The sequence below is a fragment of the Brevundimonas sp. GW821-FHT10E09 genome (genome assembly GCF_058809375.1).
The window spans coordinates 186,338-207,442 of sequence record NZ_JBXASO010000004.1 but is presented as its reverse complement, the minus strand read 5'-3'; the positions used below and the strand labels follow the sequence as shown (position 1 = coordinate 207,442).

Annotated in this window: 19 protein-coding genes and 2 tRNA genes; 17 read left to right on the top strand and 4 right to left on the bottom strand. The window is 63.7% G+C overall.

Features of this window, described 5'->3' with window-relative positions:
* Positions 1 to 134: 134 nt before the first annotated feature.
* The 7 genes from AC1RSI_RS05645 to AC1RSI_RS05615 all read left to right on the top strand — a co-directional run bounded on the left by AC1RSI_RS05645 (position 135) and on the right by AC1RSI_RS05615 (position 10,709).
* Positions 135 to 1,490: a dicarboxylate/amino acid:cation symporter gene (locus AC1RSI_RS05645; RefSeq protein WP_419178340.1), complete on the top strand. Its 1,356-nt coding sequence runs from the start codon at positions 135 to 137 to the stop codon at positions 1,488 to 1,490.
* Positions 1,491 to 1,625: 135 nt separating this feature from the next.
* Complete coding sequence (locus tag AC1RSI_RS05640) at positions 1,626 to 3,026, top strand: OprO/OprP family phosphate-selective porin (protein ID WP_154726932.1); 1,401 nt, start codon at positions 1,626 to 1,628, stop codon at positions 3,024 to 3,026.
* 66 nt (positions 3,027 to 3,092) lie between these two features.
* On the top strand, positions 3,093 to 5,033 hold the full coding sequence (locus tag AC1RSI_RS05635; RefSeq protein ID WP_154726933.1) for a methyl-accepting chemotaxis protein: 1,941 nt from the start codon (positions 3,093 to 3,095) through the stop codon (positions 5,031 to 5,033).
* A 239-nt stretch (positions 5,034 to 5,272) separates the two neighbouring features.
* Entirely contained in the window at positions 5,273 to 7,765 is a 2,493-nt protein-coding gene (locus tag AC1RSI_RS05630) for a TonB-dependent receptor plug domain-containing protein (RefSeq protein ID WP_447941617.1), read from the top strand.
* Positions 7,766 to 8,044: 279 nt separating this feature from the next.
* Positions 8,045 to 8,758 carry a 2,3-diphosphoglycerate-dependent phosphoglycerate mutase gene (gpmA, locus tag AC1RSI_RS05625; RefSeq protein WP_154726804.1) on the top strand — a complete coding sequence of 238 codons (714 nt, stop codon included), beginning with the start codon at positions 8,045 to 8,047 and terminating at the stop codon, positions 8,756 to 8,758.
* Positions 8,755 to 9,384, top strand: coding sequence for a bifunctional diaminohydroxyphosphoribosylaminopyrimidine deaminase/5-amino-6-(5-phosphoribosylamino)uracil reductase RibD (locus tag AC1RSI_RS05620; RefSeq protein ID WP_035307921.1), 630 nt, complete (start codon positions 8,755 to 8,757; stop codon positions 9,382 to 9,384). The genes gpmA and AC1RSI_RS05620 overlap by 4 nt, the downstream gene beginning before the upstream one ends.
* Positions 9,385 to 9,437: 53 nt before the next feature.
* Positions 9,438 to 10,709, top strand: a complete 1,272-nt coding sequence (locus AC1RSI_RS05615; RefSeq protein WP_154726805.1) for a pentapeptide repeat-containing protein — start codon at positions 9,438 to 9,440, stop codon at positions 10,707 to 10,709.
* A gap of 4 nt (positions 10,710 to 10,713) precedes the next feature.
* On the opposite strand, the gene metK is transcribed toward AC1RSI_RS05615, so the two are convergent.
* Positions 10,714 to 11,919, bottom strand: a complete 1,206-nt coding sequence (metK, locus tag AC1RSI_RS05610) for a methionine adenosyltransferase (RefSeq protein ID WP_154726806.1) — start codon at positions 11,917 to 11,919, stop codon at positions 10,714 to 10,716.
* A 145-nt stretch (positions 11,920 to 12,064) separates the two neighbouring features.
* Here metK and AC1RSI_RS05605 point away from each other — a divergent pair, with 145 nt between their 5' ends.
* From AC1RSI_RS05605 to AC1RSI_RS05590, 4 genes are read left to right on the top strand one after another with little or no spacing between them, the layout of a single operon-like run.
* Positions 12,065 to 12,511 carry a helix-turn-helix domain-containing protein gene (locus tag AC1RSI_RS05605; protein ID WP_154726807.1) on the top strand — a complete coding sequence of 149 codons (447 nt, stop codon included), beginning with the start codon at positions 12,065 to 12,067 and terminating at the stop codon, positions 12,509 to 12,511.
* A 37-nt stretch (positions 12,512 to 12,548) separates the two neighbouring features.
* Entirely contained in the window at positions 12,549 to 12,887 is a 339-nt protein-coding gene (locus AC1RSI_RS05600) for a hypothetical protein (protein ID WP_447941616.1), read from the top strand.
* Between the two features lie 14 nt (positions 12,888 to 12,901).
* Entirely contained in the window at positions 12,902 to 13,348 is a 447-nt protein-coding gene (locus AC1RSI_RS05595) for a hypothetical protein (protein ID WP_154726809.1), read from the top strand.
* Positions 13,349 to 13,369: 21 nt separating this feature from the next.
* Positions 13,370 to 13,729 (top strand): hypothetical protein, encoded by a 360-nt coding sequence (locus AC1RSI_RS05590; protein ID WP_035307932.1) that lies wholly within the window; start codon positions 13,370 to 13,372, stop codon positions 13,727 to 13,729.
* A 4-nt stretch (positions 13,730 to 13,733) separates the two neighbouring features.
* Here the strand turns inward: AC1RSI_RS05590 and AC1RSI_RS05585 are convergent, their stop codons facing one another.
* Positions 13,734 to 14,087 carry a helix-turn-helix domain-containing protein gene (locus AC1RSI_RS05585; protein ID WP_008262454.1) on the bottom strand — a complete coding sequence of 118 codons (354 nt, stop codon included), beginning with the start codon at positions 14,085 to 14,087 and terminating at the stop codon, positions 13,734 to 13,736.
* A 589-nt stretch (positions 14,088 to 14,676) separates the two neighbouring features.
* Here AC1RSI_RS05585 and AC1RSI_RS05580 point away from each other — a divergent pair.
* The 4 genes from AC1RSI_RS05580 to AC1RSI_RS05565 all read left to right on the top strand — a co-directional run bounded on the left by AC1RSI_RS05580 (position 14,677) and on the right by AC1RSI_RS05565 (position 17,377).
* Positions 14,677 to 15,075 (top strand): Arm DNA-binding domain-containing protein, encoded by a 399-nt coding sequence (locus AC1RSI_RS05580; RefSeq protein ID WP_492322664.1) that lies wholly within the window; start codon positions 14,677 to 14,679, stop codon positions 15,073 to 15,075.
* A 415-nt stretch (positions 15,076 to 15,490) separates the two neighbouring features.
* Positions 15,491 to 15,667, top strand: a complete 177-nt coding sequence (locus AC1RSI_RS05575; protein ID WP_447941614.1) for a hypothetical protein — start codon at positions 15,491 to 15,493, stop codon at positions 15,665 to 15,667.
* 268 nt (positions 15,668 to 15,935) lie between these two features.
* A tRNA-Thr gene (locus AC1RSI_RS05570) sits at positions 15,936 to 16,010 on the top strand.
* A gap of 230 nt (positions 16,011 to 16,240) precedes the next feature.
* Positions 16,241 to 17,377: a DNA cytosine methyltransferase gene (locus AC1RSI_RS05565; RefSeq protein WP_447941613.1), complete on the top strand. Its 1,137-nt coding sequence runs from the start codon at positions 16,241 to 16,243 to the stop codon at positions 17,375 to 17,377.
* On the opposite strand, the gene AC1RSI_RS05560 is transcribed toward AC1RSI_RS05565, so the two are convergent.
* Positions 17,378 to 18,322, bottom strand: coding sequence for a hypothetical protein (locus tag AC1RSI_RS05560; RefSeq protein ID WP_447941612.1), 945 nt, complete (start codon positions 18,320 to 18,322; stop codon positions 17,378 to 17,380).
* Positions 18,323 to 18,454: 132 nt separating this feature from the next.
* On the opposite strand from AC1RSI_RS05560, the gene AC1RSI_RS05555 reads away from it, so the two are divergent.
* Positions 18,455 to 20,332, top strand: coding sequence for an ATP-dependent nuclease (locus AC1RSI_RS05555; protein WP_447941611.1), 1,878 nt, complete (start codon positions 18,455 to 18,457; stop codon positions 20,330 to 20,332).
* A gap of 340 nt (positions 20,333 to 20,672) precedes the next feature.
* The gene (locus AC1RSI_RS05550) at positions 20,673 to 20,909 is read left to right on the top strand and encodes a helix-turn-helix transcriptional regulator (RefSeq protein WP_447941610.1); all 237 of its coding nucleotides are present in this window, start codon (positions 20,673 to 20,675) and stop codon (positions 20,907 to 20,909) included.
* A gap of 115 nt (positions 20,910 to 21,024) precedes the next feature.
* Here the strand turns inward: AC1RSI_RS05550 and AC1RSI_RS05545 are convergent.
* A tRNA-Thr gene (locus AC1RSI_RS05545) sits at positions 21,025 to 21,100 on the bottom strand.
* Positions 21,101 to 21,105: the final 5 nt, after the last annotated feature.

Below are 21,105 nucleotides of genomic sequence, written 5' to 3'. Positions count from 1 at the left end.
AGCCTTCTAGACTGTCTTTCGAAGGGGTTTGGAAGCGGCTTCACCCTGCCGGACACTGGACCTCGGAGCCTCGCCGCAGACGTGGGGCCCGTCGAGGAAACCGCGGGATGGTCCCGCAGTGACAGGAGCCTTCCGTGATCGCGCTTCCCTCCACCGCAGAACCGGCCGTGCGTCGGCCCTTTTACCGGCATCTGTATTTCCAGGTTCTGACCGCCATCGTGGCCGGCGCGATCATCGGCCATTTCTGGCCCAGCTTCGGCGAAAGCCTCAAGCCGCTGGGCGACGCCTTCATCAAGCTGGTGAAGATGATCATCGCCCCGGTCATCTTCCTGACCATCGTCACCGGCATCGCCGGCATGAGCGACCTCGGCCGCGTGGGGCGCGTGGCGGCCAAGGCCTTCGCCTATTTCCTGACCTTCTCGACCCTGGCCCTGATCGTCGGCCTGATCATCGCCAACCTGGTCCAGCCGGGACGCGGCCTGAACATCGATCCGGCCACCTTGGATGTCGGCGCCGTCGCCAAATATTCGGAACAGGCGCATGAGACGACCATCACCGGCTTCCTGATGGGCATCATCCCGGACACGATGGTTTCCGCCTTCTCCGAGGGCAATATCCTTCAGGTCCTGTTCGTCTCGGTGCTGTTCGGCCTGGCCCTGGCCCTGGTCGGCGATGTGGGCAAGCCGGTGCTGAGCTTCCTGGAATCGATCAGCCACGCCTTCTTCAAGCTGGTGGCCATCCTGATGAAGGCCGCGCCCATCGGGGCCTTCGGCGCCTTCGCCTTCACCATCGGCAAATATGGGATCGGCTCCATCGCCAATCTGGCCGCGCTGGTCGCCACCTTCTACCTCACCGCCATCATCTTCGTGGTCGGCATCCTGGGCCTGGTCGCCTGGGCCAACGGCTTCAACATCCTGAAGCTGATCCGCTATCTGAAGGAGGAACTGCTGCTGGTCCTGGGCACCTCCTCGTCGGAAGCCGCCCTGCCGTCGTTGCTCAGCAAGATGGAACGCGCCGGCGCCTCCAAGTCGGTCGTCGGCCTGGTCGTCCCGACCGGCTATTCGTTCAATCTGGACGGCACCAACATCTACATGACCATGGCGGCCCTGTTCATCGCCCAGGCCCTGAACATCGAGCTGACCTTGCAGCAACAGATCCTGCTTCTGCTGGTCGCCATGCTGTCCTCCAAGGGGGCGGCCGGCATCACCGGCGCGGGCTTCATCACCCTGGCGGCGACCCTGTCGGTGGTTCCTACCGTTCCGGTCGCGGGCATGGCGCTGATCCTGGGCATCGACCGGTTCATGAGCGAGTGCCGGGCCCTGACCAACTTCATCGGCAACGCCGTGGCCACCATCGTCGTCGCCCGATGGGAGGGCGAACTGGACCGGGACGCCTTGCACGCGGCCTTGAACGGTCCGTCGCAGCCGATCGCGGCCCAGCCCGATCCGGCGGCCGGCCCCGGTGACAAAGAGCTGGTCACCGCCGACTGAGTTCCTTCCTGTACAGGCGCCGTCGCGAAAGCGCGGCGCCTGTACTGCATCCGGCGCCTTGCCCAACGCTGATACGCATTTCTGCTTATAGCCATTTGGGCCTTCCTTAACAGTCGCACCCTATGAGCGTTATTCATGATTATTCACCGCTCCCTCGCAGCGGGTGTCGGCCTCGCCGCGCTCGCCACCTCCGCCTTCGCCCAGTCGTCAACGCCGACGGCGGAAGAAATCGCCGCCCTGCGCGCCCAGGTGCAGGCCCTGTCCGCGCGCCTCGAACAACTTGAGGCCCAGTCGCAGGTCCAGGCTCAGACGGCCGCCGCCGCGCCCGCTGCCGCGGGAACGCCGGCGCCGGTCGCCGCCGCCGCGCCGCGCCCGGTCGTCCAGGCCGCCAGCGCGCCCTCCAGCGTCGACTGGTCGAGCGGCCTTCCCGAACTGCGCAGCCCGGACGGCGGCTTCACCTTCAAGCCGCGCATCCGCGTCACGGCCGACCTGTCCAACACCTTCGGTTCGGACTTCGACGGCCGCAACCTGACCACCACCGAACTGCGCGGCCTGCGCCTGGGCGCCCAGGGCAAGACCCCCGGGGGCTTCAGCTACTGGATCGAAGGCGACATCGCCGACAACGCGATGAGCGTCGCCAACGCCTTCATCGCCTATAGCCGCAAAGTGGGCGGCCGCGATCTCGAGGTGTCCGTCGGCCAACGTCTGAACGACCGCTGTTTCGAATGCGGCACGGCCGAGGATGTGGTTCCGTTCCTGGAGCGCAGCATGGCGATCTCGACGGTGGGGCCGGAGCGCGGCTCCTACGGCGTCGGCGTGACCTCCAAGCTGATCGGCAGCGTCTGGCACGCCTCGTTGTCATTGACCGGCGACGCGATCAGCAGCGGCACGACGAATGACTCCGTCACCCTGATGGGCCGCACCCACTGGTCGCCCTTCAAGACCGACGACGGCTTCCTGCACATCGGCGGCTGGGGCTTTATCGAGGATCTGACGCCCAATGCATCGGTGGGTTCGCGCAGCCTGGTGGTCTCGTCGCGCGGCAACGACAATCTGCGTCTCTCGGCGGGAACCTATGCCGATCCGAAGGGCAGCAAGGGCCTGGGGCTTGAGCTGGGCGGGGTGCATCGCTCGGGCTGGCTGATGGCCGAAGGCGGCCGGCGTGTGCTGGAGACCGCCGCGCGGGACTTCGACCAGGACGGCTATAGCATTTCGGCGGGCTTCTTCATCACCGGCGAGAAGCCGCCCCTTTCGCCCCGTACCGGCACCTGGGCGCGTCCCAAGGTGCTGAAGCCGCTGGGCGTCGATGGTTACGGCGCGGTCGAAATCGTCGGCCGCTATGACACCGCCGACTACAGCGACAACCCGACCGGGGGGGAAGCCGACACCTGGCTGTTGGGCGTCAACTGGTATCCGACGAACAACACCCGCGTCTCCACCCACTGGAGCGCCTGGTCGGTCGATAACCGCACCGGGACCTTCGTCGGCGACGACAGCGGCAACACCGCCACCGTCCGCGTCCAAACCGCCTTCTAGACCTGAAATCCGCCCGAAACGGTCCGCCGTTCCGGGCTTGCGCCCCAAAGCCGCCGAGATGATCGCATGAACCCGAAGAACATCCCGATGCAGCGGAAACTGGCGATCGCCTTCGCCCTTCTGCTGACCGTAGCGGCCGCCATGATCGGGGCTGTCTTTTTCCAGCTGTCGGAGATGAAGACCGCGGCCGAACTGAACGCCGAGAGCAAGTCGATCATCGACCACACCCATGTGGCCGAGAAGGGCGTCATTCGCCTGAACTCACAGATGCGCGGCGTGCTGTTGACCGGAAACGCCGACTATCTCGAAGTCTACCGCAAGGGCTGGGAACAGTTCGAAGCCTCGGTCGCCGCTCTGGGCGCCGCCAACCTGACGCCGGAAGAGCAGGCGCTGGTTGAGAAGGCCAAGACCGACGCGGCCGCATGGCGCACCGAGTTCGGCACGCCGCTGACTGAGGCGGCGCTGGACCCTTCGCGTATCGAGGCCGCGCGCCGCGTGGTGATCGATTCCGGCGATCGGGTGCGGGTCACCCACATCACCAAGGCCGTCACCGAAATCCGCGATATGGAGATCGAGCGGATGAACGTGCGCGACGCCGAACAGGCGTCGGCGATCACCGCCTCCTTCATCGCCCTGGCGGTCGGAGGGCTGATCCTGGTCGCCGCCGCCGTCTTCCTGGGCGTGCAACTGTCCATCCTGATGGTCGCGCCCGTCCGCCGCATGACCGGCGCCATGTCGGTCATGGCCAACGGCAAGCTGGACGTCGCCATCCCCGACACCGACCGCAAGGACGAGGTCGGCGCCATGGCCCAGGCCATGCAGATCTTCCGCGACAACAGCCTGCGCGCCAAGGCGCTGGAGCTCGAAACGGAAACCATGCGCGACGAGTCGGAAGTCGAGCGTCGGCGCCGCGAAGCCGCCGCCGCGCAGGAAGCGGCCGAGAATGCGGTCGTGATCGAAAGCCTGGGCAAGGGGCTGTCCGCCCTGGCGGACGGCGATCTGGTCTATCGCATCGACGCGCCCTTCCCGGCGCGCAGCGAGGTCCTGAAAACCGATTTCAACCGTTCGATCTCCCGTCTGGAAGAGACGGTCACTGGCGTGCTCGGCTCGGTCCGCGGCATCGACTCCGGCGCCGGCGAGATCAGCCAGGCCTCCGACGACCTGTCGCGCCGCACCGAACAACAGGCAGCCAGCCTGGAGGAAACCGCCGCGGCCCTGGACGAGATCACGGTCACGGTCCGCAAGACCGCCGAGGGCGCCACCCAGGCCGCCACGGTCACCAGCGGCGCCCGCCAGAGCGCCGAGGCCTCGGGCGCGGTCGTGATGAACGCCGTCCAGGCCATGCAGAAGATCGAGGACGGCTCACGCCAGATCAGCCAGATCGTCGGCGTGATCGACGAGATCGCCTTCCAGACCAACCTCCTGGCCCTGAACGCCGGGGTCGAGGCGGCGCGGGCCGGCGAGAGCGGACGCGGCTTCGCGGTGGTCGCCTCTGAAGTGCGGGCCCTGGCCCAGCGCTCGGCCGAGGCCGCCAAGGAGATCAAGACCCTGATCAACAGTTCGGGCGCCGAGGTCGAGAACGGCGTGCGCCTGGTCAGCGAGGCCGGTTCGGCCCTGCAGGCCATCGCGTCCCAGGTCAACGACATCAGCAATCTGGTGGTCGAGATCGCCGCCTCCGCCAAGGAGCAGGCGACCGGCCTTCACGAGATCAATGTCGCCGTCAACCAGATGGACCAGGTCACTCAGCAGAATGCTGCGATGGTCGAACAGGCGACGGCGGCCAGCAACGCCCTGCGCCAGGAGACCGCCGAACTGTCGGCCCAGGTGTCCTTCTTCCAGGTCTCGGGCGGAAAGCCGGTCTCAGCCGCGCCCGCAGCCCCGTCCGCGCGCTCTGCGCCCCGCCCGTCCCCTCGCCCGGCCCCGCGTGCGGAACAGCGCGTGGTCAAGGTCGCCAACGGCCGCGACATGACGGTCGGTTCGAACGACGACGGCTGGGAAGAATTCTGATCAGAAGGGGGCGGGACCAAGGTTCCGCCCCGCCCTGTCATCGGACGTGCAAGACCCGAGTCCAACCCTGTTGAACGCGCCGCCGATCCGTTTCCGTCGCACAAGTTCAGGCTGTGTGGGGTGCATGCAACGCTTTCCAAAACGTCATGAATTCCGCCGCTTTCCAGCCATGTTTTTCACGCCCAAAGGGCCTGAAATCTACATTCTGGAACACGGTTTTCATGACTCCGACCGCGCTCATGCTGCTCGCACTCGCTCCGACCGCCAGCGCCGCCGATATCCAGCCTTTGCAGCAGGAAGAGGTGACGACGGTCCTGCCCGACATCGAGGTGACGGCCGCCAAGCGCGGCGTGGCCCTGGGCGGACAGGAACCGATCGTCTCGTATGACGCCGCCCAGATCCAGGCCTTCGGCGCGACCAATATCGGCGAACTGGTGACCCTGCTGGAGGCCCAGACCCGCAGCGCGCGCGGCGGGTCCCCGGTCTTCCTGGTCAACGGCCGTCGCATCTCCGGCTTCCGTGAAATCCGCGGCATTCCGCCCGAGGCCATCGAGCGGTTCGACGTCCTGCCGGAAGAGACGGCCCTGTCCTACGGCTACAGCGCCAACCAGCGCGTCGTGAACATCGTGCTGAAGGCCGACTTCCGCTCGCTGACCGCCTCGGTCAACGTCAGCCGGTCGGACCAGGGCGGCCGGACGACGACGGCCAGCGAGAACAACCTTCTCAAGATCGCCGGGGCCGACCGCTGGTCGCTGGACATCAACGGCGAGAGCAGCAACGCCCTGTACGAGACCGAACGCAATATCGACCGCACCGACTCGAACAGGGTCGACTCGGCGGGCGACAACGGCGAGCGGAACGCCTATCGCACCCTGCTGCCGCGCGCGGCCGAGGCGTCGGTCGCGGGGACCTACAAGCACGACCTGAACGACAAGGTCGGCATGACCCTGAGCGGCAGCCTGGAGGACAGCAGCAGCCGCAGCTATTCGGGGCTGCCCGGCTTCAGTCTGAGCCTGCCAGCCGGCAATCCCTGGTCGCCCGGCGGGGCGGCGGCCGATCTGTATCGCTACGTCGGTCTGCCGGACGCCCTGCAGCGCCAGACCAATACGCGGGCTGCGGAACTGGGCACGGTGTTCGACGGCTACCTCGGCGACTGGCGCTGGACCGCCACGGGCGAATACAGCCGCACAGAGACGGACACCACCACCGGGCGCGGCGTCAGCGCCGCCGCCCTGCAGGCCGCGATCACGGCGGGCGACACGACCGTGAACCCGTTCGGCGACCTGACCGGCGCGGTGACGACGTCCGCCCGCGACACCGCCAATTCGATCTCCCAGTCGGCGGAAGCCGAACTGGTGCTGAACGGCACGGCCTGGGAACTGCCGGCCGGTGGCGTCACCACGACCTTCAAGGTCGGAGGCGAACATCAGTCCCTGGATTCCGAAAGCGTCCGTTCGGGCGTGACGACCGACCGGTCCCAGTCGCGCGACCTGGGCAGCCTGCAGGCCAATTTCGATCTTCCGATCTCCAGCGTCGATCGCGGCGTCCTGCCCAGGATCGGCGATCTGTCGGCCAATATTAACATGGCCTATCAGGAACTGTCGGACTTCGGCGGCGTCTCGACGCTGGGCGGTGGTCTGAACTGGTCGCCGGTCGCCCGACTGTCCCTGTCGGCCAACTATTCGGACGAGGACAAGGCGCCGACGATCCAGCAACTGAACGATCCCACCATCTCGACGCCGAACACCGCCGTCTTCGACTATTCGACCGGCCAGACCGTCCAGGTCGTCCAGATCACCGGCGGCGATCCGAACCTGAAGGCGGAGAACCGTCGAATCCTGAAACTGGGCGTCAACTGGCAACCGCTTTCGGCCACCGACCTGCGCCTGAATCTCGCCTATACCCGCACCGAGGTCGAGGATGAGATTTCCGGCTTCCCGGCCATCACCCCCGACCTCGAAGCCGCCCTGCCGGAGCGGTTCACCCGCGCCGACGACGGCACGCTTCAGTCCATCGACGCCCGTCCGCTGAACTTCGCCAGCCGCGAGCAGCAGGACGTCCAGTGGGGCTTCAACTTCTCCAAGCCCTTCGGCAAGCCCAATCCGGCCATGATGGGGCAGAGGCCGGGCGGCCCTGGCGGCCGGCCCCCCGGGGGGGCGATGCGTATGGGCGGCGGGCCGGGCGGGCCGGGCGGTCCTGGCGGCGGGCGGCTGCGCGGCTCCGCCGCCCCCGGCATGCAACCCGGCCAGGGCATGTTCAACTTCTCCCTGACGCACACCTGGCGCGTCCAGGACGAGGTGGTGATCCGCGACGGCCTGGCGCCCCTGAACCTGCTGGACGGGGATTCCATCTCCGGCTCGGGCGGCCAGTCGCGTCACGAGGTCCAGGTGCAGACCGGCCTGTTCAAGAACGGCTTCGGCGCCTTCGTCAACGCCAACTGGCGGTCGGGCACGACGGTCGAGGGCGACACCGCGGGTTCGGCCGATCTGGACTTCTCGGACCGCACGACGGTCAACCTGTTCGCCTTCGCCGATCTGACCCAGCGCACCGCCTGGGTCGAACGTTTTCCCTTCCTGAAGGGATCACGTGTCGGTCTTGGGGTGCAGAATATCTTCGACGACCGAACGTCCGTCACCAGCAGCGACGGGGCGACGCCGGTCAATTATCAGCGCGACTACCTGGACCCGCAGGGGCGAGTGTTCCGGATCAACCTGCGCAAGATCCTGTACTGATCCGAGGGGCAGGGCGGGGCTCGCGCCGTTCCGCCCTGTCGGCCCTCCGACCTGTCAGGGCCAGACCACCGCCAGGGCGATCAGGACGGCGATGGCGACGAAGGCCAGGGGAAAGAACAGACGGTCGGACATGGCGACAGCCTAGCGGCCGCCCCAGGCCGCCACAAGCCGAGCGCGCGTCGGCTGGGCTGTGCGTTGCAACACGGCGAGGCGCGCAAGCCTTGACCGGCTCATGACTGCGGCTTACCCGGACAGACTGTTTTGCCGAGGACTGATCGAATGCCGCGCCTGATCCTGCTCCGCCATGGCCAGAGCCAGTGGAACCTTGAAAACCGTTTCACCGGCTGGGTCGATGTCGATCTGACGGCGGAAGGCGAGGCCCAGGCGCGTCGCGGCGGCGAACTGATCGCCGAGGCCGGGTTCACCCCTGCGGTCATGTTCACCTCGGTCCTGACGCGCGCAAAGCGCACCGGCGCCCTGGCCCTGCAGTCGGCGGGTCTGACCGATATCCCGGTGGTCGAGGACTGGCGCCTGAACGAGCGCCACTACGGCGGTCTGACCGGGCTGAACAAGGCCGAGACGGCCGAGAAGCACGGCGAGGATCAGGTCAAGATCTGGCGCCGCAGCTATGACGTGCCGCCGCCCCCGCTGGCGCCGGGCGGCGAATTCGATTTCAACGCCGACCCCCGCTACGCCGACAAGCCCATCCCGGACACCGAAAGCCTGAAGACCACGCTGGAGCGGGTCGAACCCTATTGGAACGCCGAGATCGCCCCGCGCCTGAAGGCGGGCGAGGACGTGCTGATCGCCGCCCACGGCAACTCCCTGCGGGCCATCGTCAAACTCCTGTTCGCCGTGCCGGACGACAAGATCGTGGGCGTGGAGATCCCGACGGGCAATCCGCTGGAGATCGATCTGGACGCCGATCTGAAGCCGACCGCCGCCCGCTATCTCGACGCCGCCCGCGCCGAAGAGCTGCCGACCGTCGCATGAGCTGGACCGACGCCGACCGCGCCTTCATGGCCCAGGCCATCGATCTGGCCACCGCCCGCATGGGCGAGACCTGGCCGAACCCGGCCGTGGGCTGCGTCATCGTCAAGGACGGTCGGATCATCGCCCAGGCCGCCACGGCCCCGGGCGGGCGTCCCCATGCCGAGGAACAGGCCGTGCCGGCCGCCGGGGCCGAGATCGAAGGCGCGACCGTCTATGTCACGCTGGAGCCCTGCGGCGCCCGGTCGTCGGGCCGCCAGTCCTGCGCCCATTTCCTGACCGAGGCGGGGGTGGAGCGGGTCGTCATCGCCTGTCTGGACCCCTCGCCCTTCGCCGCCGGGCGCGGCACCGAACGTCTGCGCGCGAAGGGTCTGACGGTCGAGACCGGCCTGATGTGCGACGAGGGCGCGACCCTGTGCGAGGGCTTCCTGCACCGGTTGGAGACGGGGCGGCCCATGGTGCGGATCAGCACGGACGGCGTGGGCTTTGACGGTCGGTTCGTCGCTGCGGCCAAGGCCGATCTGGTGACCGAACTGAAGCGGCTGGGCGAGGCGGGCTACACCCGCCTTTGGACCTCTGCGGGGGATCTGGCCGACGCCCTTCGCGAACAGGGCCTGCTGACCGAGTGACAACCACCTGTTGCGCAAGGCTTTCTTAAGCCGGTTGCGGTTAATCTGGCTGAATGGCCCAGGCTGCTGACCCCCTTGTACGCAAGCGCCTCACCCAGGCGGAGCTGGACCTCGTCTGCGCCCGGCACGACCGTCTGTTCCAGGCCCGCCCCGGCGGCGCCCGCGCGGTCTTCGCCTGGCTCGACATCTCCTTTCTGAGCCTGAAGGGGCGCAACCTGGCCGACGCCGACTTCGCCGCCGCCTGTCTTGAGGGTTGCGACCTGACCGGGGCCAAGCTGGACAACGCCATCTTCTTCGGCGCGGACATGCAGGACGCCGTCCTGGCCGACGCCAGCCTGCGTCGCGCCGACCTGCGCGGCGCCTGTCTGCGCGGGGCCGACCTGTCCGGCGCGGACCTGTTCGAGGCCGACCTGCGCGAGGGCACCATCGCCGCCGCCGACGCCAAACTGGGCTTCAAGGTGATCGAGCCGCGCCAGCGCGAGGAGACCGAGGCGACGGGCGCCTGTCTGGCCGGCGCCAACCTGCAACGCTCAAAGATGTCGGGCGTCATCGCCATCAAGGCCGACTTCTCCGGCGCGGTGATGAAGGACTGCAAGATGGTCCGCGCCAACCTGAAACAGGCCGATTTCCGCGGCGCCGACCTGGCGGGCGCAGACCTCTCGGGCGCCAATCTGTCCGGCGCCGACATGCGCGACGCCATTCTGGTGGGCTGCAAGATGACCATGTGGTGCGCCGACGGCGCCAATATGGAAGGCGCCCTGACGGACAAGAGCACGGTCGGCGAGTCCGTGGCCCGGATGCCGGCGGCCGAAATGCTGCGCGAACACGCCCGCTGGTGCGAAACGGGCGGAAGCGAGGGCCAGCCCTCGGTGTTCGACGGCGTGGACCTGCGACCGCTGAAGTCGATCACCGGCCTGAACCTGACCGCCCTCTCGGCCAAGGGCGCGATCTTCTACGGGCTGGATATGGAGGGGGTGCAGCTGCAGGGCGCGCATCTGGAGAACGCCGACCTGCGTTCGGCCAACCTCCATCGCGCCGACCTGCGCGGCGCGCGCCTGAAGAACGCCAAGCTGAACGGCGCCGATCTGCGCGGCGCCCAACTCGGTCCCCTGCTGATCGCGGCCGACCGGTTGCTGTCGGCGGACCTGACCGGGGCGGTGCTGAGGGGGGCGGACCTGTCGGGCGCGGATCTGCGCCGGGCCGTCATGACCGGCGCGGACCTCGGCCGGGCGACCCTGCACGGCGCCCAGACCCGTCAGCTGGACCTTACGGGCGCCAATCTGACGGGCGTTCGCGGCCTGACCCTGGACGATCAGGCCGCCTGAGCGATCAGGCCAGCGCCTTCAACTGCTCGACCAGATCGGTCTTTTCCCAGCTGAAACCGCCGTCGGCGTCCGGCTCGCGGCCGAAATGGCCGTAGGCGGCGGTGCGGGCGTAGATGGGCTTGTTCAGCCCCAGATGGCTACGGATGGCGCGCGGGGTCGCCCCGCCGATCAGGCCCAGCAGCTTCTCTTCCAGCAGGGTCTCGGAAATCTTGCCGGTGCCGTGCAGATCGACGTGGATCGACTGGGGCTTGGCCACGCCGATGGCGTAGGAGATCTGGATGGTGCAGCGGTCGGCCAGACCGGCGGCGACCACGTTCTTGGCCAGGTAGCGGCAGGCGTAGGCGGCCGAACGGTCCACCTTGGTCGGATCCTTGCCCGAGAAGGCGCCGCCGCCGTGGGGCGCCGCGCCGCCGTAGGTGTCGACGATGATCTTGCGGCCGGTCACGCCGGCGTCGCCGTCCGGCCCGCCGATCTCGAAGATGCCGGTCGGGTTGATGTGCCAGACGGTGTTCTCGTCGGTGAAGCCCTCGGGCAGGACTTCCAGGATATAGGGTTTGACGATCTCGGCGACCTGTTCCGAACTCAGCCCCTTGGCGTGCTGGGTCGACAGGACGATGGAGGCGGCGCGCTTGGGTTTGCCATCCTCGTATTCGATCGTCACCTGGCTCTTGGCGTCGGGCTCCAGTTGCGAGCCGCCCGCATGGCGGACGTCGGCCAGGCGTTTCAGGATGTTGTGGCTGTACTGGAGGGTGGCCGGCATCAGCTCCGGCGTCTCGTTCGACGCATAGCCGAACATGATGCCCTGGTCGCCCGCGCCCTCGTCCTTTTCATTGGTCGAGTCGACGCCGACGGCGATGTCGGCCGACTGGGCGTGCAGGTGGCAGGCGTATTCCGCCGTTTCCCAGTGGAAGCCGTCCTGCTCGTAGCCGATGTCCTTGACCGCGGCGCGGACCAGAGGCTCCAGGCTGTCGATGATGGACTGGGTGAAAGCCTCGTTCTGTTCCCTGGTGTTGCCCGGCTGGGTCGCGCGGACCTCGCCGGCCAGGACGATCCGCTGGGTCGTGACCAGGGTCTCGCAGGCCACGCGGGCCTCGGGATCCTTCGACAGGAAGGCGTCGACGACAGTATCCGAGATACGGTCGGCGACCTTGTCGGGGTGGCCCTCGGAGACGCTTTCCGAGGTGAAGAGGAAGGAAGAACGAGCGGCCAAAAGAGGCTCCTGTCAATGTCAGCCCGGCAAACATATAAAGACATGCTTATATGTTCAAGTGATCTTCCCGTCTTTGGTTCGCAGGAACCACGCCGTGTCTGGTCGTGCCGGTGAAATCCGCTATGACGAGGCGGGGAGCGCGTGAATGCCTGAAAGCCTGTCGCCAAGAGAGATCGAGTGCGTTCGCCTGGCCGGCCTGGGCCTCGAGGACAAGGAGATCGCTGCGCGATTGGGCATTTCCCCCCGCACGGTCGGCAATCACCTGCATCGCGCCTACGTCAAACTGAAGGTCTCGGACCGCAGACTGGCGGCCCGGCGGCTGAGTAACGGCTACTCAGGGGAGCCGATACTCATTCCCGAACCGGCGGAAGACGGGCTTGTTGATGCGGCGTCGGCCGGACAATCGGACGACGACGGCCCGGTCGTTCGGTCCGCTTGGTCCTTGCCGGCTCCGCCTCGCGGCGTCGGCGCACGACTGGCGGTCATCGTGGCGGGGGCCGCCGTCGCCCTCTTGCTCGCCATCGGGATCGTGACGGCAGGCATGGTGGTTCCCTCCCTGTTCGACCGGATCGCTCCCGAATGGGCCCGCTGACGCGGGGATCCTTTTGGAGGACGGCAGAATGCGAAACATGAACGTCGGGGTGAAAGTCGCTCGCCAGGTCAGGACCGCCGAACACGCGATCGACCAGGCCATGATCGAGGTCTGCAAGCTGATCCAGACCGCGCTCGAGGGCCGGCTTGAGGCGCGTCTGGCGGCCGAGGTCGGTCAGGCGGCGCTGGAGGACATCGTAACCGGTCTGAACCGGCTCGCAACGGTTCGAGCGGCGGTCGCCGCCGGCCACGCGGGGCTGTCAACCGTGGCTGACAACCACGCGATCGGTTGGCGTTTGGACGGCATGAGCGAGAACAAGAGCATACCTCAGGCGTCGTCGACGGCGTCGTCCGGCGTGTTGCATCTGGCCGCCTGATCGGTCCCGACGGAATGCCTTCGCCGCTCTGGTTTTTCGGTACGGCCCTGACCATCCTGGCGCTCGTGCTGCTCATCTGGAAGGGCGGCCGGCCCGAGCGCGAGGCGGCCGCAGGCCTCTTCGTCGTGCAACTGGTTTCCGGCTGGGTCGATCACCTCATCATCGGTCAATTCCGATGGGCGGTCGCCTTGGTCTCCCTCAGCCTTCTGGTCTGGTTGGTCCGGCTCAGCCTTCGTTACGACCGTTGGTGGCTGCTGTTCGCGGCCGGGGCTCAGCTTCTCGCGCTCGGCACCCATGCCGCGTCGTTGTTTGGTTCCGACGTCCTCACCTGGTCGATCGTGACCACGCGGATGGTGGTCTGGGTGGAGATCATGATCCTCGGTCTGATCGGCGTCTGGGAAGCGACCTCGGCCCCCTACGCCAGACCTCAATCCCTCAGCGCCAGGTCGCGCATCGCCTGAATTCTACAAGGACATCACAGCGTGAATACCCAACCTCCGAAGACCTTCATGCCGCTTTTCCGGTCATGGTTCGACACGACCCGACTGGCCGACAAACTCGGCGGAGCGGGACTCTCGGGCAGCGAGGACAATCTGCTGGCCGACCTGGATCTCGGACCGATGGTCGAGGCGGAGACCAGCCTGCTCAACCACCAGCCCGTGAACGCTGCGGAGGCCGCCTGTCTGCTTGAGGTCGTGCGTCAGAACATCGCCGATGCCGGACGTTCGGACGGTCTCGATCTTCGTGCGATCGTCGCGGTCCAGACCTGGCTCGCCGATGCTTCGGCCGGCGCGCGGGGCGGCGAACCGGTGGAGCGGGTGTTGAGACAGACTCAGGTCTGACGGATCAGTCGCGCAGGCCCTTGGCCACGACCAGGAGGGCGTCGCGCTTTTCAGCGTCCCGGATGCTGCGGAAGGCGGACAACAGTTCCGCCACGCCCGGCGCGGCCAGAGCCAGTTCATCGCCCTCGGCCGTCTCGAGTTCGCCCAGCAGAGCCGCGCCCGTGGACTTCAGCACCGCTGCGATCTGCAGCAGGCGTGCGGCCGAGACGCGGTTGACGCCCCGCTCATACTTTTGAATTTGCTGGAAAGTCACGCCGGCGCCGGCGGCCAGCTGCGCCTGGGTGATGCGGAGTTCCTCGCGACGGGCGCGAATGCGGGCGCCGATTGCGATGTCTACTGGGTCGACTGCGTCGTTCATCTTGGCCTTCGGGCGTGCGAGAATACCTGCGTCAGGCCTGAAAATGACAAGGGCGTCAAGCCAAAGCTCGACGATACGGGAATCCTACGTACCGCGAATAGGTGAATATTCAACTTGAGAGAGAGGTTGTGAGCGAATCTTTCGCAACTGAAACGAAAGTAACCAAGACTGTTCCAGTCGATACTGGAGTCTCAAGCTCGCCTCAGGTGAACGGGATACCTTATGAGGCCGTTTCAAGGGACTGAAAACTGACCGAAGGGAAGCCTGAAGACTACGGTTCGGATCGGAAATCGATATGCCTGCAGCGACCCGATACTGGGCTTCGCACCCAGGTTCAGGGCGAACACTCTTCTATTTGAGGCCGGGAAACGATGGTGCCGCTTGCGTGACTCGAACACGCGACCCCCTCATTACGAAGAATGGCCGCTCAACGCAATCGGCTACGGGCAGATACGGAAACGTCCACAAAATCAGATAGATCACGTGATCGCACCACGGAGGAGTACGGGTTGATCCGTTTGTCCACGGGGCCTCCTGCTTCCATATTGCTTCCACGGAAGGGCCCAAATATCCCGGCTCCATAAGGAGTATGGATATGTCCAACAGGAGCCACAAACGTCTAACGAAAACGCTGATCGACCAAGCAGCCCCCGGCGAAACGGTGTGGGATGCCGAGATTCGTGGGTTTGGGGTGCGAATCACCCCGTCCGGAGTGCGGTCGTTCATCCTCCAGTACCGGACGCTGAAGGGGGAGCAGGGCAAGCTGGTCCTTGGTCGCTATCCCACGATGCCGGTCGATGAAGCGCGCAGGATCGCTCGAGAGCATCGTGTCTCAATCGACAAAGGCGGAAACCCGAGCCGCGAGCGCCAGCAGATCAGAGCCGCGCCGACGTTGGCGGACTATGCGACGATCTACTGTGACGTATACCAATGCTCTGCGTTGCGCCCTCCTTCCAAAGCGAAGGATATAAGGCTCCATTCTCCATGATCGAAGATGTCTCCGGATAAGAAAAACCTCCGAGAGGCTAAGCGGGTCTCTCATCGGATCATTCCCGAAGTCGGACTGCCTCATTGGGACCACTCCAGCGAAATCCTGAAGATGCTGGGATGGAGCATGGCGTCTCGGGAACTGGGCGCGACGCCCTTCACGCTTCGTCTGTCTGACGATGTGGTCATTAAGGCTCAAGCCTGCCGCCGAGGGTTTGGCTGGTACATGCAGGATCGGCTAAACCGTTGTCTGCGCCCAGTGATGGCCCACCACAGCCTTAATGGGATGGACGCTCATCCTGTTTGCAGTAGGGATGGTTGGACTCGCTCTCGCCGTGAGACGCAAAGAACCTCGCCCTGGCGCAAAAACCTGGCTCGGCTGGCCTGTTGTACTTCTCACGGTTGCGGCGCTGTTCATGACCACGCGCGAAATGAATCTTCTGCTTCTGGATGCTGGGGTCAAAGCTCCCACCGGCATGGCGCAGCAGGCTAAGCGCGATGTCGCAGCGCAGATGCGACAGCTGTGCCTTACCAGTACCGAGGGACCTTTTTCGGCGCCAATGAAGGCCATCTGGCCGTCCGGTAACGATTGAGGCGCTCACGAAGCAGAGTTTTTCCCGGCATAATCACGCCTGTCGCTTTCCCTCTAACTATCTGTTCTAAAGCCATAAGGCCGAGGGATAAAAACGGCCCGTCGCCGATCTCCGAATGTACAACGCGAATGTGGTTGTCGATTAAATCCACGTCATACCGGTCAGCCACGACGATCCCTGCTCCTTCGATACCCTGCACGTCTATAAGCGCGATGAGCTGGTATAATCGCTTCAAATCTCAACAGGAACCGGCTAATAGCCGCGCGTTGCCGCCGTAGCTCAGTGGTAGAGCGCATCCTTGGTAAGGCTGAGGTCGTGGGTTCGATTCCCCCCGGCGGCACCATTCTATGAGATCGACGTGCGCCGACAGCGCCGTCGGCCTCTCGAGTGGGGCTTACACGCTTGGCGGTTCGAGCCGTAGTCATTGACTGACCCAAAGACTGCTTTTCACGGGACTCGCGATCAGGCATCGTCAAATACGATTCTCAACCCGCTTCGTTCATGTTATGTTCTCTTTAGCGTGCGGGTGCGCTGGGGAATGAAATAAGGGCCGCTATGCCGTCGAACTTGACCGTGATTGATCTGTTCTGCGGTGCCGGCGGCCTTTCAGAAGGATTTCGACAGGCTGGCTTCGACGTTCGTGTCGGCAACGACTTCGACGCGCGCGCCGGAGAGACATTCGCGGCGACCCACGATGACGCTGTTTTCCTGCCTGGCCCCATCCAGAACTGGAGCGCCTCGCAGTTTCTCGAAGCGGCCAATCTGAAAAAGGGTGAGCTAACGGTGCTGGTCGGAGGCCCGCCGTGCCAAGGCTATTCGGTCTATAACCACCAGCGTGGATTGCACGATGAAAGGTCGTCGCTCTACCGCGAGTACCTTCGCATTGTCGAAGGCGTGTCCCCAGAGTGGGTGGTTTTAGAGAATGTTACGGGCATGACTTCTGCTGGTCAGGGCGGTGCCGTTCTAGCGATTGTCGAGGGGCTTCAGAGCCTCGGCTACCGGGTCGAAAGCAAGATTTTGAAGGCTGAGGAGTACGGTGTTCCTCAGGAACGCCGACGCTTGGTGTTCGTGGGTAATCGCGTGGGTGCCGACATCCCATGGCCCGCGAAGACGCACGGCCCAGGCTTGGCCCCGTTTGTGACAGTTCGAGATGCGATCTCCGACCTACCTGCGCTCGTCAACGGGGAGGATCGCGGCATCGTACCCTATAGCCAGAGCCCTCAGTCGGCGTTCCAAGCAGCGATGCGTGGAGACTCCAATCTTGTGACCAATCATAGTGCGACGAAGCTGTCTGCCGTCAACCAAGCCCGGATGTCACACATCCCACAAGGCGGTTCGTGGAGAGACATTCCTTTCGAGCTTCTTCCGGAGGGTATGAAGAGGGCTAAGCGGTCGGATCACACGAAGCGCTATGGCCGACTGCGGTGGGATGGGCTGTCGTCCACCATTCTAACTAAATGCGATGTGCACTGGGGGCCGTATATTCATCCGGCTCAAGAGCGAAGCCTGACCGTGCGCGAAGCCGCTCGATTCCAAAGTTTCCCGGACTGGTTCGAGTTCAAGGGCTCTCGCACCGAACAGTTTGTTCAAGTGGGAAATGCGGTTCCTCCCGTGCTCGGAAAAGCGATCGCGGAAGGCTTGCTGTCCAAAATCCGGAGCACGCCGAAATCAAAGGCTAAGGCTGTTAAGCGCGAGTTGGCGAACGCTTAGTTACAGCGTTTTCTTCCGGGCAATCTTCCTCAGGTTCTGCGAGATGACCTCCTCGTAAACTCCAGCCGCCGGAAGGTTCTGCGGCGAGACAAACGCGAACGCAATCTGCTCGACGGTGGTCGTAAAGGTTTCCCCGAACACCAAACCGCGAGTCCCATTCTCGGCCATTGGGCCTAGGTCATAAGTCCTGAAGGTGATGGTCCCAGCTGCTTGCGGATATTCGAGCAATCGTCCTCCAACGCGCCTTTTGATCCTCTGATAAACCGCTTGGGGAACAACGAAGAAAAGCCCCTTGAAGCACATGGGCTCCCGGCGCAGGGCGTGTCCCTTATAAATCAGCTGGGGAAGGATTCGCTTGGAGACATTTTCCCAGTTCAAACCGGCATTGGTGAGGTCTTCGCCCCAAGGGCCATGATATTCTTGGCCAGCGGCGTACCGTGCAGCCGCGTCAGCATAGCTGTTCGTGGTGTCGATCGTCTGTATCTCGACCGATACAAAGGCTTCAGGGTCGTTATCGCTGCCAGCCTTCACCAAAATGAAATCGATATAGAAGCTGCCTGCTCCTTCCCCCTCTTCAAGGCCTGGAGGCGTAGGAATACCAAGCTCCTTGCCGAAATATTTCCCGAAGACGGTTATCTCCCGGCCATTCAGTTCGCCTGCACGCCTTCTGACTTCCACATCCAGAGCGGACAATAACTCAGTATCGATGCCGAAGGCTTCGTCAGCGATCTCTTTCAGAATGTGGAAGCGATCTGCGTACAGGCGATTCGGGCAGATGATCACCGGCTCTGATTGCCCCACCTGCAACGAGCAGGCTCCGAGAGATCGCCGCCGATTCTTGATGCAGTCGCTGTCGACGAACGGACACCAGTGATTTTGCGCGTTTAACACGCTTGGTTCGGACAGCGGTGCCGATCCGAAAAACTCGACGATACGCGACGTCATTGATCCCCCTCAGACACCTCGTGAAGCTACTGCTGGTTGGTGGCAGTTGCCATCACAATCTGCCTGACGTGCTTCACAACTAGCCGGAGGTGGCAATCTTCGGCATGTAGGGAGAAACAACGGGGCTCCTAGATGACCGCTGAGACTGCAGAACTCGACGCTGAACCTAGCGCCACTGATGCCAAAAAATCTGCCGCTCCTTCAATCTTCGATGATTTACCGAAAGCCCCGGCGGCCCCTCTAGCAGATGCTCCGATCGACACGGGCCAGTTCATCAGCTCGAAGACGCCTCGCATCACCAGGAAATGGTCTTCGATAGACTCGGTCACCATCGAGAACTTCAAAGCTATAGACGCAACGACCATCCCGCTTGGCCGAGTAACTATCTTGGTTGGTCCCAATGGTTCAGGTAAATCGTCAGTTTTGCAGGCGATACATTGGGCAGCAAGGAGCGTTAGCTACGTCTTGCCGAAGAACGGCAAAGAAATGATTTCCTTTGACCGTATTGATTATATTCCATCAAGCGAACCTCTGAAAACAGCTTACAAGTCGGAGCTGAAACCGAGTGCCACAACACGACCAACGCGCGTTCTTTTCAATCATAGTCCTGTAAATGAGGAGCAATCTGGTCCAATAGCAAGCGTCAGCATATGGGCGGCACGTAATAAAGGCGGCATCACTGCTCACATCGAAGGGGGTGGGATTGTTTCGCCCTATAAGCAGAGAAGCACTTTTATCACTGCTTACATCCCAGGCTTGGCGGGTCTTTCGGAGCGAGAGTCGATCCTCGCGCAACCTTCTTTACGTCGCCAAGCCGCATCCGGTGACGCGGGCGGTGTCTTAAGAAACATATTGCTCAGCCTAAGTGTTAACAGAACTAACGAGGATAACAGCGCGGGCCAAAAGCGCCTCGCTCGCCTCAACCAACTGGTTCAATCCGTTCATCCCACAATAACCCTGCGCATCGCGTACGACGAACGGGAAGATTTCAACATATCTGCGTCGTACGAAGACTCGAGGATTGGTGGCGGATACCATTCGCTAGAAAGCGCTGCGACCGGAGTTCTACAAGCGGTTCAGATTTTCGCGTACCTTGTACTTTTCAGGCCGCGCATCATGTTGATTGATGAGCCCGACGCGCACCTCCATCCCGACAAGCAAGAGCGGCTTATCGAAACGCTCGAAGCTGCAGCGCTGGAGTTTGATACGCAGGTGATCCTGACAACTCACAGCCCCCACATTGCTCGCGCAGCCAGCCCTAGCACCAAGCTCATTTGGATGAGCGATGGGAAGATTAAGACTGACGACGATGGGGCGATCAGGCAACTCATGGGATGGGGCGGGCTAGACAAACACGCGCTGTTTTTCGTCGAAGATGAAGACGATCAGGCGGTTCGGGCGATTCTCAAGCAATGGCCGGACTTGGCGCGCAAACTTGCGGTTTGCCGATGCTTTGGGGTCGACAACCTGCCGAAGGACACCTTGCTTCGGGGGATGTTGGTAGACGGTAAGATTGGCTTGAACGCGCTCATCCATCGTGACCGGGATTTCATGACCGACGAAGAGGTCATCCGCTGGCTTGACCTCTATAAGACCCAAGGCGTGGAGCTTTGGATATCGGAAGGGTGCGATGTCGAGGCGGAGTTTTGCAAGCCGGAATATCTCGCGGCTCTTTACCGCGTGCCGCTTCAAGAAGCTCAAGGATGGTGCGCTACAGCAGCGGGGAAAATCAACGGTGCAAGGAAGACATATCTAGAAAAACGGCGAGTGATTGCACGGGTGGTTTGGCCCGACGGAGGCTCCCCTGATGCAACAGCGCTATGGGACGGGTCCGGTCAGGTGCCAGAGACTGTGGTCGGAAAGGAGCTGTGGAGGCAGCTCAAGTCTGTGGTGAAGGCGGCAAACTACAATGACAAACTCCTAAATGCGTTTGCGATCCCCGAAAACTACGTCGTCGCACCAGCCTTGAAAGCATTGGTCGAGAAGGTCACCGCGCCGCCCGCTAGGTAGCTAAATAAGGCGCGGCGCTCTCTGGAGGGGCAGACGCAAACAGGCCACGGAATCGTCTAAGCACCAAAGCCACCCTTGTTACGCGCACCTGTTACGCATAACCTCTAAATCGCTGTCCGAATCTGCGTTACGCGCTGATGTTCCACAAGGAAATGGTGCTTGGTTGAGCCTCCCATCGGCTCAACCCTCGTCACCCGTCCGTATCGAAATGACGCCATATTTGGACAGTAGTGCAACGAGGCCGCGCCGATCCTGCGTGCGGTGGGGCCGATAGGCCCACGCGAGGCTAAACTTAACCAGCCGTGCGACGACGCGCTATTCGTCCCTATGGGATTTTCCCATGTTTGAAGTTGAAACTAACCACGCCGAAGCCGTGGTCCCCATACTCCTGAATACCAAGCAGGTTGCGCGCATTCTCGGCGTGTCGCATCGCACCCTTGAAGATTGGCGTCGAAAAGGGGGCGGGCCAAAGTTTGTCATGTTCGGGAGAATGGTCCGCTATCGCCGCTCGGACATAGCGGCCTACCTCAGCCGTCCCACTTTCCAGAACACGGGCGAGGCTGCTCTCGCGGCATAATCCTGTGGATAGCAGCCTATTTTCAGGCTGCTTCCACCATGCTTCCACGGCAAAGGGGCCGAGAGCGCGCGCTTCCCCCTGGCGGGGTTAACGTCTTGATCAGTATGGGTAAAAATGGTGCCGCTTGCGTGACTCGAACACGCGACCCCCTCATTACGAATGAGGTGCTCTACCGGCTGAGCTAAAGCGGCCCGGT